Annotated in this window: 11 protein-coding genes; 4 read left to right on the top strand and 7 right to left on the bottom strand. The window is 69.6% G+C overall.

The annotated features are described in order from the left end of the window. Positions 1 to 4: 4 nt before the first annotated feature. Both BJL86_RS04775 and BJL86_RS04770 read left to right on the top strand, forming a co-directional pair. A complete protein-coding gene (locus BJL86_RS04775; RefSeq protein WP_257787297.1) occupies positions 5 to 517 on the top strand; it encodes a tRNA (cytidine(34)-2'-O)-methyltransferase in 513 nt (170 codons plus the stop codon). Positions 518 to 520: 3 nt separating this feature from the next. Further along, entirely contained in the window at positions 521 to 1,792 is a 1,272-nt protein-coding gene (locus BJL86_RS04770; protein ID WP_067477993.1) for an SLAC1 family transporter, read from the top strand. Positions 1,793 to 1,831: 39 nt separating this feature from the next. Here the strand turns inward: BJL86_RS04770 and BJL86_RS04765 are convergent, their stop codons facing one another. Then, positions 1,832 to 5,137, bottom strand: coding sequence for an error-prone DNA polymerase (locus BJL86_RS04765; protein WP_075844851.1), 3,306 nt, complete (start codon positions 5,135 to 5,137; stop codon positions 1,832 to 1,834). 39 nt (positions 5,138 to 5,176) lie between these two features. After that, complete coding sequence (locus BJL86_RS04760) at positions 5,177 to 6,163, bottom strand: sucrase ferredoxin (RefSeq protein ID WP_231887320.1); 987 nt, start codon at positions 6,161 to 6,163, stop codon at positions 5,177 to 5,179. 149 nt (positions 6,164 to 6,312) lie between these two features. On the opposite strand from BJL86_RS04760, the gene BJL86_RS04755 reads away from it, so the two are divergent. Beyond that, positions 6,313 to 6,990 carry an AMIN-like domain-containing (lipo)protein gene (locus BJL86_RS04755; RefSeq protein WP_067478154.1) on the top strand — a complete coding sequence of 226 codons (678 nt, stop codon included), beginning with the start codon at positions 6,313 to 6,315 and terminating at the stop codon, positions 6,988 to 6,990. Positions 6,991 to 6,995: 5 nt separating this feature from the next. Here the strand turns inward: BJL86_RS04755 and BJL86_RS04750 are convergent, their stop codons facing one another. The 3 genes from BJL86_RS04750 to BJL86_RS04740 all read right to left on the bottom strand — a co-directional run bounded on the left by BJL86_RS04750 (position 6,996) and on the right by BJL86_RS04740 (position 10,839). Further along, on the bottom strand, positions 6,996 to 8,660 hold the full coding sequence (locus tag BJL86_RS04750; RefSeq protein WP_232229011.1) for a Y-family DNA polymerase: 1,665 nt from the start codon (positions 8,658 to 8,660) through the stop codon (positions 6,996 to 6,998). Beyond that, positions 8,657 to 9,643: a hypothetical protein gene (locus BJL86_RS04745; protein ID WP_156896123.1), complete on the bottom strand. Its 987-nt coding sequence runs from the start codon at positions 9,641 to 9,643 to the stop codon at positions 8,657 to 8,659. The genes BJL86_RS04750 and BJL86_RS04745 overlap by 4 nt, the downstream gene beginning before the upstream one ends. Before the next feature lie 206 nt (positions 9,644 to 9,849). After that, positions 9,850 to 10,839 carry a helix-turn-helix transcriptional regulator gene (locus BJL86_RS04740; protein ID WP_075844848.1) on the bottom strand — a complete coding sequence of 330 codons (990 nt, stop codon included), beginning with the start codon at positions 10,837 to 10,839 and terminating at the stop codon, positions 9,850 to 9,852. A gap of 113 nt (positions 10,840 to 10,952) precedes the next feature. Here BJL86_RS04740 and BJL86_RS04735 point away from each other — a divergent pair, with 113 nt between their 5' ends. Further along, positions 10,953 to 11,333, top strand: coding sequence for a VOC family protein (locus BJL86_RS04735; protein ID WP_075844847.1), 381 nt, complete (start codon positions 10,953 to 10,955; stop codon positions 11,331 to 11,333). Positions 11,334 to 11,342: 9 nt separating this feature from the next. Here the strand turns inward: BJL86_RS04735 and BJL86_RS04730 are convergent, their stop codons facing one another. After that, positions 11,343 to 12,065: a response regulator gene (locus BJL86_RS04730; RefSeq protein ID WP_075844846.1), complete on the bottom strand. Its 723-nt coding sequence runs from the start codon at positions 12,063 to 12,065 to the stop codon at positions 11,343 to 11,345. A 63-nt stretch (positions 12,066 to 12,128) separates the two neighbouring features. Further along, a complete protein-coding gene (locus BJL86_RS04725; RefSeq protein WP_082908584.1) occupies positions 12,129 to 13,466 on the bottom strand; it encodes a PspC domain-containing protein in 1,338 nt (445 codons plus the stop codon). Positions 13,467 to 13,591: the final 125 nt, after the last annotated feature.

The raw sequence follows: 13,591 nt of genomic DNA, 5'->3' as shown, positions 1-13,591 counted from the left end.
CACCGTGCCTTCACCATTTCCCGCCCATGACGCCCCCGGCGAGTCCGCCGGTCCGGTGCGCGTGCTGTTCCATTCGCCGCGTATCCCGCCGAACACGGGCAACGCCATCCGCATGGCGGCCGGCACCGGCTGCGAGCTGCACCTCGCCGGCCCGCTCGGCTTCGACCTGTCCGAGCCTCATCTGCGCCGGGCGGGCCTCGACTACCATGACCTCGCCCACGTCGTCGTCCACGACGACATCGAGGCCGCGTTCGCCCGCCTCCTCCCGGCGCGCGTGTTCGCGTTCACCGCGCACGCCACCACCCACCACACCGACGTCGCCTTCGAGCCCTCCGACGTGCTGCTCTTCGGCCCCGAGCCCACCGGCCTCGACGAGGCGGTGCTCGCCGATTCGCGCATCACCGCGCAGCTGCGCATCCCGATGCTCCCCGGACGCCGCTCGATGAACCTGTCGAACGCGGCGGCGGTCGCCGTGTACGAGGCATGGCGCCAGCAGGGATTCCGCGGCGGCTGCTGACCCATGTCCTACACGCGCCTCGACGCCCGCCACGGCCCGTGGTCGGCGCCCCTCCCCGCTCCGGGTCCGGTGTGGTTCGGGGCCGTCATGGGCACCACCATGTTCCCGATCCTGCTATTCGTCTATTTCGGCCCCGGCTTGCAGACCGAACACTCCGCCGTCGCGCACGCGCTCGCCGTTCCTTCGCTGGTCTTCTGGATCGCGACGTTGCTGTTGTGTGGCTTCCTGACGGCGCACTTTCTTGTCCGCTCGGCCCAGGAACGCACCGTGTGGCGACGATCGTGGGGCGCCGGCGCCGAGGTTCTCGTGTGGGGCCAGGTCGCCATGGGCCTCCTCTCGCTCGGGGTGTGTTCGAGCCTGCTCGTGGCGGCATTTTTCCCGTCCGGTCTCGTCCCGGCCCGGCTGATCATTTGGGTGTGCCTGCTCGTCGGGGCCGGCCTCGCGCTCGTCGTTCCGGTCGTCTTTGCCCACCGCGTGCGCGCCGGCCGCGCCGGCACTCCCACCTTCGGCTGGGGCGGCGCCGTCATGCCGCTGGTCATCGCCTCGAACTCGAGCGCCTGGCTCGGTGTCCTGCACGGCCATGCGGTCGTGTCCTTCGCCCTCGCCATGCTCAGCGCCGCGTTCTTCCTGTGCGGCGTCGTGTCCGCCGCGGTGATTTTCGTGGTGGGCTACGCCCATCATTGGTGGCGCACGCCGCTCCCCCTGGCGGCGGTGCCGACCGCCGCCGTCCCGCTCGGTCTCGTCGGGCAGTGCGCGACCGCCTCGCAGATGCAGGCACACAACGTCGAGGGCTTCGCCTCCGTCGAGGCCGGGCGGTGGATGTGGGCGGCCGCCTCGGTCCAGGGCGTCGTCCTGCTTCCGCTCGGGGCTCTCGCTTTCGCGTGGGCGCTGGTCAAGATGTTTTCCGGGTTTCGCCGCGCGATGCCGTTCACGCCCGCGTGGTGGGCGCCGGTGTATCCGCTGACCTCGGTGGCTCCGGGCCTGCTCATCCTCGGCCGGCTTTGGGATATGCCCGCGCTGGGCGCCGCCGCGTGGGTGTTCGGCGCGTTGTTCGTCGTGTCCTGGATCCTCGCTGCCGGAGGCACCGTAGTCGCGCTCTTCGTCCACCGCGAGTCCTGGCTCGGTATGTTCCGGATGGCCAACCTCGGCCCGTACCTGGCCGAGCGCTGGACTGCCCTGCGGCACCCGGCACGCACGCCCGACGACCGGGACCGGGGTCCTGGCGATCGCGAGACCGGAGTCGCCGAGAGGGAGGTTCGGCTCGGCGACCTGTGACTCCCTGGGCATTCGTCTCGGTCCGCCGGCGTGCTACCGCTACTGGAAATCGCGGCTGCGGCCGATGGCCATGCCCAGGTGTAGCCGTTCGATCTTGTCGGCCACCACGTTGACGGCGCCGGAGGCGTTCTCGACGATGCCGCGGACCACGACCGACGGCGCCGAGGACACGATCGGCCGGTACCGGGACCACAGTCCTCGCGAGCACACGACATTTGCCATCCCCGTTTCGTCCTCGAGAGACAGGAACGTGACGCCCTCGGCCGAGGCCGGCCGCTGGCGGTGGGTGATCGCCCCGGCGACGCGGATCCTGGTGCCGTCGGGCACCGCGGCGAGTCCGGAAACCTGCAGCACTCCGGCGTCATCCAGAAAGGTGCGCGCGAACTCCGTGGGATAGCAGTCGGGAGTGATCCCGGTGATCGCGAGATCCGCGGTGGCGAGTTCCACGAGGCTCATCCCGGGCAACGACGGCGCCTCGACCTGGCTGAGCCCGGGCAGCATGCCCTCCTTATGGCGCGCCGCGGTCGCCGCCGACCACAGCGCGGCGCGGCGGCTGGAGCGCGCATCGGCGACGGCGACGAGCGCGTCGAGCGCCCCCGCGGTGGCCAGGGACTCCATGTGTTTGACCGACAGGTCCGCGCGGGCGGACAGGTCGGCGGCATCGCGGAACGGGCCGTGCCGGTCGCGGGCATCGGCGATGCGCTCGGCGACATCTTTGCCGAGCCCCCGCACCGACGCGAGACCGAGGCGGACCTCGGTGCCCCCGGCCTCGCAGTCGGCCAGCGCCTGCGAGCGGTTGACGCAGGGTCGGTGCACCGTGACCCCGTGCCGACGGGCGTCGGCGACGAGGGACTGCGGGGAGTAGAAGCCCATCGGTTGGGCGCGGAGCAGGGCGGCGCAGAAGATCGCCGGGTGGTAGCGCTTGAACCACGCGGAGTAGTACACGATCGAGGCGAAGGACTGGGAGTGCGATTCGGGGAAGCCATAGGCGGCGAACGCGACGATCTTCTCCCACACCTTCTGCCCGACCTCGATCGATTCGGGCGTGCCGGGCGGGCCGTCGCCGATGCCGTGGAGCTCGCGCATTCCGTCGAAGAAGCGGCGGCGTAGGCGTTCCATTTTCTCCGGCGAGCGTTTGGATCCCATCGCACGGCGAAGCTGGTCGGCCTCGGCACCGGTGAATCCGGCGAGGTCGGTCGCGATCTGCATGAGCTGCTCCTGGAACAGCGGGATGCCGAGCGTACGCCCGAGCGACTTCTCAAGCGCCGGGTGGTCGTAGGTCACCTTCTCCCGCCCGTTCCTTCTACGGATGTAGGGGTGCACGGATCCGCCCTGGATGGGGCCCGGGCGGATAAGCGCCACCTCGACGACGAGGTCGTAGAACGTGCGCGGTCGCAGGCGCGGCAGTGTGGACATCTGCGCGCGCGACTCGACCTGGAACACCCCGACGGTGTCGGCGCGGCACAGCATCTCGTAGATCTCCGGGTCGGAGAGGTCGAGGTCGGCGAGGTCGACGTCGAGGTCCTTGTGCGCGAGGGCGAGATCCATCGCCTCGTGGATGGCGGTGAGCATGCCGAGCCCCAGGAGATCGAATTTGACCAGGCCGACGGCTGCGCAGTCGTCCTTGTCCCACTGCAGCACGCTGCGATTTTCCATGCGCGCCCATTCGGTGGGCACGACCTCGGCGACGGGCCGGTCGCACATCACCATGCCGCCGGAGTGGATGCCTAGGTGCCTGGGCAACCCGACGAATTGCCGCGCGAGGTGCAGCACATCCTCTGGCACGGTGCCCTCGGATTTCTCCCGGCTCTCGGCGCCTAGCCCGGACCACCTGTCCACCCCCTTGGACCACGCGTCCTGCTGGCCCGGCGAGTAACCGAGCGCCTTCGCCGCATCGCGGACCGCCGAACGCCCGCGGTAGGTGATGACGTTGGCGACCTGCGCGGCATGCCGGCGCCCGTATGCGTTGTAGACGTGCTGGATGACTTCCTCACGCCGCCCTGACTCGATGTCGATATCGATATCGGGCGGCCCGTCGCGTTCGGGCGAGAGGAACCGCTCGAACAGTAGGCCCGCACCGACGGGGTCGATCGCCGTGATCCCGAGCGCGAAGCACACCGCCGAGTTCGCCGCGGACCCGCGCCCCTGGCACAGGATCGCCTCCGCTCGGCAGAACTCGACGATGTCGTGCACGACCAGGAAGTAGCCGGGGAACCCGAGCTGGCAGATCACCTCCAGTTCCTTCTCGATCTGCGCGAACCCCTCGCGTTCGTGCTTCTTGCCGAGGAACCTACGCTTTCCGCCCCTGCGCGCGAGCTCGCAGAGCCAGCTCGCCTCGTCGTGGCCTTCGGGCACATCGAAGGGCGGTAGGTTCGGGGCCACGAGTCGCAGGTCGAATGCGGCTTCCTTCGCGATCTTCTGGGTGTTGGTAACGGCGTCCGGCCACCTCCGGAAAAGCTGCTCCATCTCCTGCGCAGAACGCAGGAAGTGTCCCCCGGCCGGTGCCAGCCGGGCCGCGTGATCGTCGAGCGAATCGCGGGCGGCGAGCGCGGCCATCGCAGAGGAGAGCCGGGCATCTGCGGGGGTGGCGCAGTGCGCCGCGGTCGTCGCGACGATCGGCATGCCTTCTTCTTCTGCGAGCCGGGCGAGCGCGTCGCAGCGTTCGGTGTCCTCGGGTTCGCCGTGCAGGGTCAGTTCGACCGCGATGTTGCCGTGCCCGAAGAGCGCGGCGAGCCGGCGCAGTTCGGTGCGCGCCGCCTCGGTTCCGCCTCCGGCGAGCGCCCGCCGTACTGCGCCCTTTCGGCATCCGGTGAGGATCTGCCATTGCCCCTCGGATGCCTCGGCAAGTGCGTCGATGTCGTAGGAGAGGACCCCCTTCTCCCCTCCCCGCATATGTGCCTCCGCGATGCTCGCAGACAGGCGCCGATAGCCTTCGTTGCCGCGGGCGAGGACAAGGAGGTGTTCGTCGCCGGGGAGGGTGAGTTCGGAGCCGAAGACGGTCGCGATGCCGTGTTCTGCGGCTGCCTCGGCGAAGCGCACGACTCCGTAGAAGCCGTTGTGGTCGGTGAGCGCGATGTGGCTGAGCCCGAGGTCGACGGCCGCGGCCACCATCGCCTCCGGCGAAGAGGCCCCGTCGAGGAAGCTGTACGCGCTGTGGGCATGGAGTTCGGCGTAGGTACTGTTCGGCGGTGCTTCGTCGGGAGTGTGGCGAACCGGCGGGAGAAACGTTCCGGTCCGCTTGACCCGCTTCCCCGATTCGGTGGGCTCCGGCCGTTTCGGAGCGCTTCGCCCGGACAGGATGCGCTCGACCTCGGACCATTCGGCCGGGCCGTGGAACCAGCCCATTACCGCAGCCCCCGGGCTTCGGCCGACTGCCGGGGTCGGTCAGCCGACGCGCGGGTTGGGTTCCTCGACGAACAGCACGTCCCACGTTCCGGCCTTCTTCGGTGCGGCGCCGCAGCTCGCGGGCCGTTCGGGCAGCGCCCGTCGCTGCATTTCGACATGCCAGTGTCTGCCGTCGGAATGCCGCACATCGGCGCGGGCGCGCTCGGGATCAGCAGGGTCGGTGCTCCCGACGACGAACAGCGCATCGAGATCGACGTCGCCGGTCGCGCTACGTACGGCGATATCGGCGACCTGCTCGACCGGCGATAACGCGCTCTGGCCGCGCAGACCGGTGAGCGAGATGCGCCCTTCTCGTGCCGCCCTGACCGCGGCGACGTAACTGTCGACGTCGTCGGAGCCGTAGGTGAGCCCGCCGGGCATGGTGATGAGTACCGGGGCGAAACGGTGCCCTCCGGTGTGCGAGCACTCCCACACCCCTGCGGCCGGGTCGATGTCCGCGAGCTCGGCTCCGAGGCGTCTTTCGAGAGCGTCCGCGACAGGGCGTCCGCGCACTGCGCAGCATTGATCGCGTTTGCCGTGCGTGCAGATGAGCGCCAGCGGACCGTCGACCCGGCGGAGCGTGGCGCCTGGTTCCCCGCCGCCGACCGGAGTGCCGTCGTGCAGATCGATGGCGAGCAGGTCCGCAGGTCCTGACACCTCGAGCGTGAGCATGTCGCGTTGTCCCGGGGCGGTGTCGACGAGGTACGCGCGCCTGGCGCCATCGTGTTGTCCCGCTCGGCCGGGATGCCTGATGAGTAGCAGACGAGCGTTCGCCCGATCGAGGTGCTCCTGCAGCGCGGCGGTGAGTTCGGCACCGAAGACGTTGCCGTCCAGAATGTCCCTGCTCCACGCGCCGGGATGCTCGAGAAGGACCCATCTGCGCTGATGAGAGGCCGTGCCCGCGAGCGGTTCGTCGGCGGACTGTTCCGAGCAGCGCGCTCCGAACGGGCGGGGCGGGATGTGGTGTTCTCCAGGCTGTGAATGCACGTCCTTATCGTGTCCTGAGCCCGGTGCAGACGCACGTTTCCCCTTCGATAGGGTGTAAACGCCTGAGTTGCGAATGTGAACGCAATTAATCGATGGTACTGAAATGATCTTGTGAGCTTTTTGTTATACCGAGTGATTATGGTTGAACTATGAAATTTAAGAGTCAGTACGTGTCGCTGTTGGCGGGCACCGCGTGTGTCGCGCTCGCACTGTCGGCGTGTGGCACCGACGAGTCCTCCGAGGAAGCGCTGAACGTGAGCGGCACCTCGGGCAGCTCGACGTCGGTCACCACATCCGCCCCTACTGATCAGATGGGGCTCGCGCAGGGCCTCAAGGAAGACGAGAGCGACAGCTCGGGCGCGGCACAGACCAGCCAGAACTCGAGTTCGGGACAGTCCTCTTCCGCCGATTCCCGCGCGGACGCCGCCCCGAATTCCGCACTGGTTCTCACCGAGATCCGTATGGGCGAGCACGACGGCAAGGACCGCGTGGTCTACGAGTTCACCGGAGAGGGCGCTCCTGGCTACGCCATTTCTTACGTCTCTGCGCCCGCCCAGCAGGGCAGCGGCGACGCCATCGAGATGCCGGGATCGAACTACCTGCAGGTGATGCTCACCGGCCAGATCATTCCCACGATGGTCGAGGGTGTCGATGAGGTGGAGAAGGGATTGGTCACCCCGCAGGGCGACTCCGGCGTCCGGGGCGTGTACTTCGCCGGCCAGTTCGAAGGCCAGGGCCAGACGGTGATCGGCCTGGATTCCCAGCGCAGCTACACGGCGTTCACCCTGGAGAACCCGCCCCGGCTGGTCGTAGACATAGATCGCTAGGCCCCTCACTCGTAGACCCCTTCCACGCTCCACATCGAAGCCCCGGCGGCCGCGGACAGCAATAACGCTGCCGCGCCGACCGGGGCTATCTGCATTCGCACGCGTAGTTCCCCGCCGTGCCACCAGCCGCCGTCGTCCGGCCAGGGCGCCGACCAGCCCCGGATCCCGAGCCCCAGCGTTCCCAGGCGGACGCGCACGGGTTCCCCTGTGAGAAGCCCCCGCTCCCCCGCGACGATCGCGCGATCCTGCCGGTCGAGAAGTTCGACCCCCTCGCCCAACGGGACGAGCCGCCGTTCGCCGCCCTCCGCGACGAGGAACCTGTAGGACTTCGGCGGAGACACCACCGAGGGCGCCGGGCCCGTGATCTGGCCGGGCCAGGTGATGTCGACCCTCACGGGAGCGAAGTCCTCCCCGTAGGGGACCGTCTCCACCTGGCGGGCCGGTTCGCGGCCGCCTGCCGCAGCGGCCACCCGAACCGATTCCGTGCCCAGCAGGCCCTGGACACGCTGGAGCGCGCGGCGCGCTCTCGCGCCGGCGAGACCGGCCGAGCCCCACAGCCCTTCCTGTAGTTTTCCCGCGGCGACGACCTCCAAAGGTTCGAGCACGAGGGAGACGATCGCCGCCTCGGAGCGCTGCTCCACGCCGTCGTCATCGCGGGCGGCCCCACTTCCGGCGCCGGTGATCCATCCGTCGAGCTGCCAGCGCACGCGGTCCGCCGTCGCCTCTGCCGAGAGCGGCTCCGCGCAGCGCCATACTCGGCGAACCTCTCGCCCGTCCTCGAGGCGGGCGACCACGGCGAGTCGGATGCACGCGACTCCCGCCGCGGCGAGCTGGTCGTGCATCCGTACGGCGAGACGCCGCCCGACGAAGGCTGCCTGGTCGATGCGCTCGAGCGGAGGATCGCACGTTTCGGTGACCTCCAGCCCCGGCGGCGGAGACGTGACCGAAGGCAGCCGCCAGCGCTCGCCGCGGCAGATCCGATGGGCGGCGGTACCGAAAGAGCCGAAGCGGGTGGCGACGTCGCGCGGAGCGATCTCGGCGAATGCGCCCAGGGTGCGTACGCCGAGCCGGCGCAGCAGGTCGAGCAGCTCATCGAGCTCGGGTCCCGCGAGGAGTGCCTGCTCGGCGGCGAGCAGGCCAAGCGGCAAAGGGGCCAGGTAACCCGCATCCGCCCCGGGCTCCAGGCAGGCGCCCTCGCGTGCGGCCAGGATCGCCGTGGGCATCTCGTCGGCGATACCGACCAGGCACTCCACGTCGACCTCCGCCACCGCGGCAACCAGCACCTCGACGAGTTCGTCGACGCCGCCGTAGTAGCGCAGCGCCCCCGGCGCGGACAGGACGACGAGCCCGGGGCGCAGGAGTTCCGTGCCCGCGACGACGCCGTCCAGCGCACGGGCGACCGGTTCGAATTCCGCGGTGTCCCGGCCTGGATCGACCTCACGGACGATGAGTTCGGGGCAACGAAACTGCGCGTCCCTACGCCGCACGCCCCGCCTGACCCCCGCGGCGCGGGCCGGGGCATTGCACGCCATGACGGCGCCGCCACGCAGCACCGCCAGCGGCTGCTCCACTCCGATGGACTCGGCGCGCGCCGCCGCGATGGCAGGCCAGTCCGGACACCACACCGCGACCACGCGGATGTTCTCGTGGTGCCGGCCCACAGCGCTCACCCCACCCTCCTCTCGGCGGCGGGCGCGGCGACGTCCACTCCGTCGCGCAGCGGGAGGCCGCGCATGGGCGCCGCCGATTCGGCCGAGCCCGCCACGCTGCGCGAGGGGCACCCGTGCAGCGTGAGCTCGCCGCGTGCGCCGGCGCCTCCGAGCAATTTTCCCCGCGCGAGAACCGGGGCGCAGGCAGAGAAGATGCGCCCGTATCCGCGGTCGAGCCCCGCGCAACGGGAAGGGGTGGCCTCCAGGTGCAGCTCCGCCCCCGGCCAGTCCCTGGCCCCGGCGACCAGGACCGTGCCAGCCGAGCGGGCACGCCCGGCGAGAACCCGTGCCCGCGCGGGCGGAATACGTCCGCAGGCCGGGTCCAGGACCACCATGTCCATCCCATCGAGCAGCACGGAGGTCACCACCCCGGGGTCGGCACCGGCGGAGGGGACGAGAGCCACCTGGGAGAGGTCCCCTCCCTCCGCGGCCACTGCGGCGAGGCCGAGCGCGGGGTAGCCGACGATCGCGCAGCGCTTCCCCGCCGCCGTCGCTGCGGCGACGAGCGCCACGACCAACGAGTGACCTCCGGCCAGCGCGACGACCTGCCCCGGGGCGACGGCGCCGGACGGCACGACCGAACGCAGATCCCTGGGCAGCGGGACCACGTCGGCGGGTACGCCGCGATCGAACGTTCCCGCGCCCTCCGCGGGAGCGGACGCCGGCAACGCGGGCGCGGTGGGATTCTGCACGGCGGCAGAGTCGGCGCCTGCACCTATGCCGGCGTCCGCCGGGAACTGCGACACGGTCGCGGCGACAGCGCCGCGGGACGGCATCCGCGACGTGGCCGCCCCGGAGCCGCCGGAGACCGCCGCCACCTTCTTGCGTAGCTCCGCAACGGTGAGTGCACGCGGGTTACCGGCGCCGGAATCGTCCCTGTCGGGAGTGTCTTCCGCGCTGCCGGATTCCACGGACATGCGGTCCACAGTGGCCGTGCTGACCATTTGAGGCTCCACCTCCCCATAGCGCGACATAGGCGAACATCTGCGAAATAATCGAAAATATTTTCGCTACAGGAAGTAGTGAACACTACGGCTCGGACATTTTTCAATAGCGCAGTTCAAGGCGCAATAAAGCCGCTGGTAACGCCGTTACAGCCTTTGTAGCCAACCCCTATTCGAATGGATTCGAACGGCTTGCGTATCGAATATCATGCAGGCGGCGAGGCGCCGTGGCGCTCGGCGAGATCGCGGGCCACGGCCTCCATGACCTCGCGGGCGGGCGCCGGTTCAAGGACCTCGATGTTCTCGCCGAACTGGAGAAGGTGGCGTACGGCGTCATACTCGCGATAACGCACGGTGACGAGGGACCAGCCGGGCCCGGCGGAGTCGGGGACGCCGACGAAGTCCAGGCGGCCGCCGAGGATGCGGGTCGCCATGTCGATGCGGGAGGTGCGCACCCGCGCGGTGACGACCACGTCGCCCGAGGCCTCCGTTCGCCTGCGCAGCGCGTCCCATTCGGAGGCCAGGGTCGCGCCCGCGCGGCGGCGCGCAGGCGCGTCGCCGACCGAGTAGCGCAGCATTCGGCGCAGGTTGAATAGGCGCGGTTCGCCGCCGCTATCGGCGACGAGGTACCACTGCCCCGCCTTCGCGACGAGACCGCAGGGGTCCACGGTCCGGCGGCGCGCGCGGGACTGGCCGCTGCTGCGGTAGGTGATTGCGAGGCGACGACCGGCGAGGAGGTCCACGGCCAGCGCCGCCACGTCGACGGACTCTGGCTCTACTTTTGTCTCGGAGTCCGGCGCGAACCACGGGGCGTTGTCGACGAGGACGACCGCGGCCAGCGAACGATCCGGGCCCGGACCAGTGGCGCGACGGGCGTCGACCTTCGAGGTCGCGCGGCCGAACGCTGCGGCGAGGCCGATCCGGGCGCGCTGGGTCTCGTCGAGCCCCGCGACACCGAGGGCGTCGAGTTCGGCGGGGTCGAGGTGGGAGAGGTTGAGACGGGCCGAACGCAGGAGGATGACGCCGCCGTTCCTGCCCTGCTGGGTGAACACGGGCACGCCTGCCGCCGACAGCGCCTCGACGTCGCGCAGCACGGTGCGGGTGGAGACCTCGAGGCGCGCTGCGATCTCGCCGGTGGTCATGTGCGGGCGCACCTGGAGCAGCAAGAGCAGGGAAAGTAGCCGCGAGGACTTCATGGGGAAAGTATTCCAAAAAACACGACAGGTTTTGTCATGTATTGGAAGCAAAGTCGGCAGTGTCCGAGAGACGGACGCAGGTACGACACCAATTCGAAAGAAGGAGGCCCGACATGGGCGCACCGAATCTCTTCCTCATCTACGTACGCGACGCCGCCGCGTCCGCACGCTTCTACGGGGATCTTTTCGACATGAAACCGGCGTTCACGAGCCCGTTCTTCATCTCATTCGATATCGCAGGCGGGGTCTCATTCGCCGTGTGGAGCGGCGAGGATGCAGATGCCGACGCTCGCGCCGCGGATGCAGGCGACGCGCCGAGGCACGAGATCGGGCTCACACTGCCCGGCGGAGCCGCCGAGATCGATGCGCGCTTCGAGCAGTGGCGCGCGAAGGGCCTACAGGTGGTGAGCGAACCCCACGACGCGGTGTTCGGGCGGACGTTCGTCGTCGCCGACCCGGACGGGCACCTCATCCGCGTCTCCCCCGTGGACTAGGAGGCGCCGCTAGTCCAGCCGCCGCGAGGCCGCCCACCGCGACAGCGCGTGGCGGTTGGACTGCTGGGTCTTGCGCAGCACGTTGGAGGCATGGGTCTCGACGGTCTTCACCGAGATGAACAACTCCTCGGCGATTTCCTTGTACGTGTAGCCACGGGCAAGCAGGCGCAGGACCTCTTTCTCGCGCGGGGTGAGCGACTCGACCTCGGGGTCGATCTGCGCCGGCTCCACCGCGCCGGGCCGGGCCGCGGGCTCGGCGGCGTCGGGCGACGGGGCGGGCGGCTGCCCGGCGAATGCGTCGAGCACGAAACCGGCCAGACGCGGGGAGAACACCGCGTCCCCGTCTGCGACGCGAAGAACGGCCTCGGCGAGCTCGGGACCGGAAATGGTCTTGGTCACATAGCCGCGCGCTCCCCCGCGGATCACCGAGATCACGTCCTCGGCAGCGTCGGAGACCGACAGCGCGAGGAACTTCGGCGAGGAATCACCCAGCTTCTCGACGACCTGGCGGAGCACCGCGGGCCCGCCGCCATCGGGCATGTGCACGTCGAGAAGGACGACGTCGGGCCGCGTCCGGGTAATCGCCTCGACCGCCTCGGCCACAGTTCCCGCCCCGCCCGCAACGCGCAGGCCGGCCTCATCGGCAAGTTCGGCGGTGACTCCGGCACGGAACACCGCGTGGTCGTCGACTAGGAAAACAGTGCATTCACCGGCGGCGTCTGGCGCGGACAACGGTTACTCCTCGAAGGGGTGGGCGCGCCGTACCAGCGGGAAGGAGCGCGCAGGCGGGCTGTTCTAGCCGACCTTCTCCTCCGACTTCGTGCACGGCATGCGGATGGCGATCTCGGTACCGGTTGCCATAGTACTGCGTACGCGCACCGAGCCCCCGCGACTTTCGACGCGCTGACGAATGGACATCGCCAGACCCTTGCGATCGCCGGGCACCGCGTCCGGATCGAAGCCGATGCCACGGTCCCGTACGAAGATCTCCAGCACTCCGCCGTCATCGGAGTCGACTTCGCAGAACACATCGGCGCGGTCGACCTGGGCGTGTTTGGCCACGTTGACCAGCGCTTCCCGGGCCGCGGCGAGGGCCGCGTTCTCCTTGTCGGCGAGCGGCGCATCGCCACCGACAACCACCTGCGACACCGCGATCTCGTAGTTGTCCTCGATCTCCTCGCAGATCCGCTCGACGCCGGCCGCCACCGACGACGGATCGTTTCGGCTCTTCTCACCGGCCTCGAACAGCCACTGCCGCAACTCCCGCTCCTGACGCCGGGCGAGCCTGGTCACCTGGGCGGGATCGTCTGCACGTTTCTGGATCAGCGCGAGCGTCTGCAGCACGGAATCGTGCAGGTGGGAGGCCATGTTCGCACGCTCGCGTTCGCGGGCTTTCTCGGCGCGCTCGGTCTCGACCGTGCGGATCATCCGCATCCACAGCGGCACCGTGAGCAGCGCGATTCCACCGAGCGTGACTACCACGGCGAGAACCGCCGAGCCCATCTCGGCAATCGAGACCTCGCGCAGCAGAATCACCGCGAGGCCGAGGAACACCAGCGCGCCGCCACCGCCGAGACGGAACAGCGCGAAGCGGTCCGACAGCAGCCCCGACAAGACGGAAGTAGAGCCGGACTCCGACTCATCGGCCGCATCCCCGGCGGAGTCGAGCGCCTGCCACACCACGGCCGCACCGGCCGCGACCACGACCAGCGGTATCGCGACCATGAACAGCGCGGACACCAGCATCGACCCTGCGAACAGCGAGGCGACGATACCCGCGAAAATCAACCAGTGCCCGGTGCGACGCTCGGAATCGAGCTCCTCCTTCGAAAGCTGCGGCGGGAGCGGGCGCGAGGGCAGGAACATCCACAGGCCCGCGTACAGAAGCCCACCGAAGAAGCCGAGCATCGCCAGCACGACGAACGCCACGCGCACCTGTGTGGGCGACAGACGGAGATACTCGGCGATCCCGGCGGTGACGCCACCGAGGATCCCGCGGCGCGGATTGCGGTAGAGCTTGTGCGGCCCCGGGTATCCGCGCCGTGCCACCGCATTGTCCGGCGCCGGAGCCGGCTGCTGCGGCTGGGCGTCGACGCGGTCGCGGGGTTCGGGCGCGCGGGACACAGATGACATGTCTCCATCCAAGCAAACTTCGTCCCGCAGAAGCATCGGGGACAACCCTGGAATCCGCCGGCCCCGTGCCCCGCTGGGTGGGTTCCCCCTCCGGGCCCCGGGGTAAAAGTTCAGGGTCTTCCCCA

The sequence above is a fragment of the Dietzia timorensis genome, from assembly GCF_001659785.1.
Taxonomy (GTDB): Bacteria; Actinomycetota; Actinomycetes; order Mycobacteriales; family Mycobacteriaceae; genus Dietzia; species Dietzia timorensis.
This window is presented reverse-complemented; position numbering and strand designations above follow the sequence as displayed.

Bases quoted from the DNA above. Each gene is read 5' to 3' on its own strand.
- BJL86_RS04770 (WP_067477993.1), top strand. From the start codon at position 521: ATGTCCTACACGCGCCTCGACGCCCGCCACGGCCCGTGGTCGGCGCCC.
- BJL86_RS04755 (WP_067478154.1), top strand. From the start codon at position 6,313: ATGAAATTTAAGAGTCAGTACGTGTCGCTGTTGGCGGGCACCGCGTGT.
- BJL86_RS04765 (WP_075844851.1), bottom strand. From the start codon at position 5,137: ATGGGCTGGTTCCACGGCCCGGCCGAATGGTCCGAGGTCGAGCGCATC.
- BJL86_RS04735 (WP_075844847.1), top strand. From the start codon at position 10,953: ATGGGCGCACCGAATCTCTTCCTCATCTACGTACGCGACGCCGCCGCG.
- BJL86_RS04725 (WP_082908584.1), bottom strand. From the start codon at position 13,466: ATGTCATCTGTGTCCCGCGCGCCCGAACCCCGCGACCGCGTCGACGCC.
- BJL86_RS04740 (WP_075844848.1), bottom strand. From the start codon at position 10,839: ATGAAGTCCTCGCGGCTACTTTCCCTGCTCTTGCTGCTCCAGGTGCGC.
- BJL86_RS04745 (WP_156896123.1), bottom strand. From the start codon at position 9,643: ATGGTCAGCACGGCCACTGTGGACCGCATGTCCGTGGAATCCGGCAGC.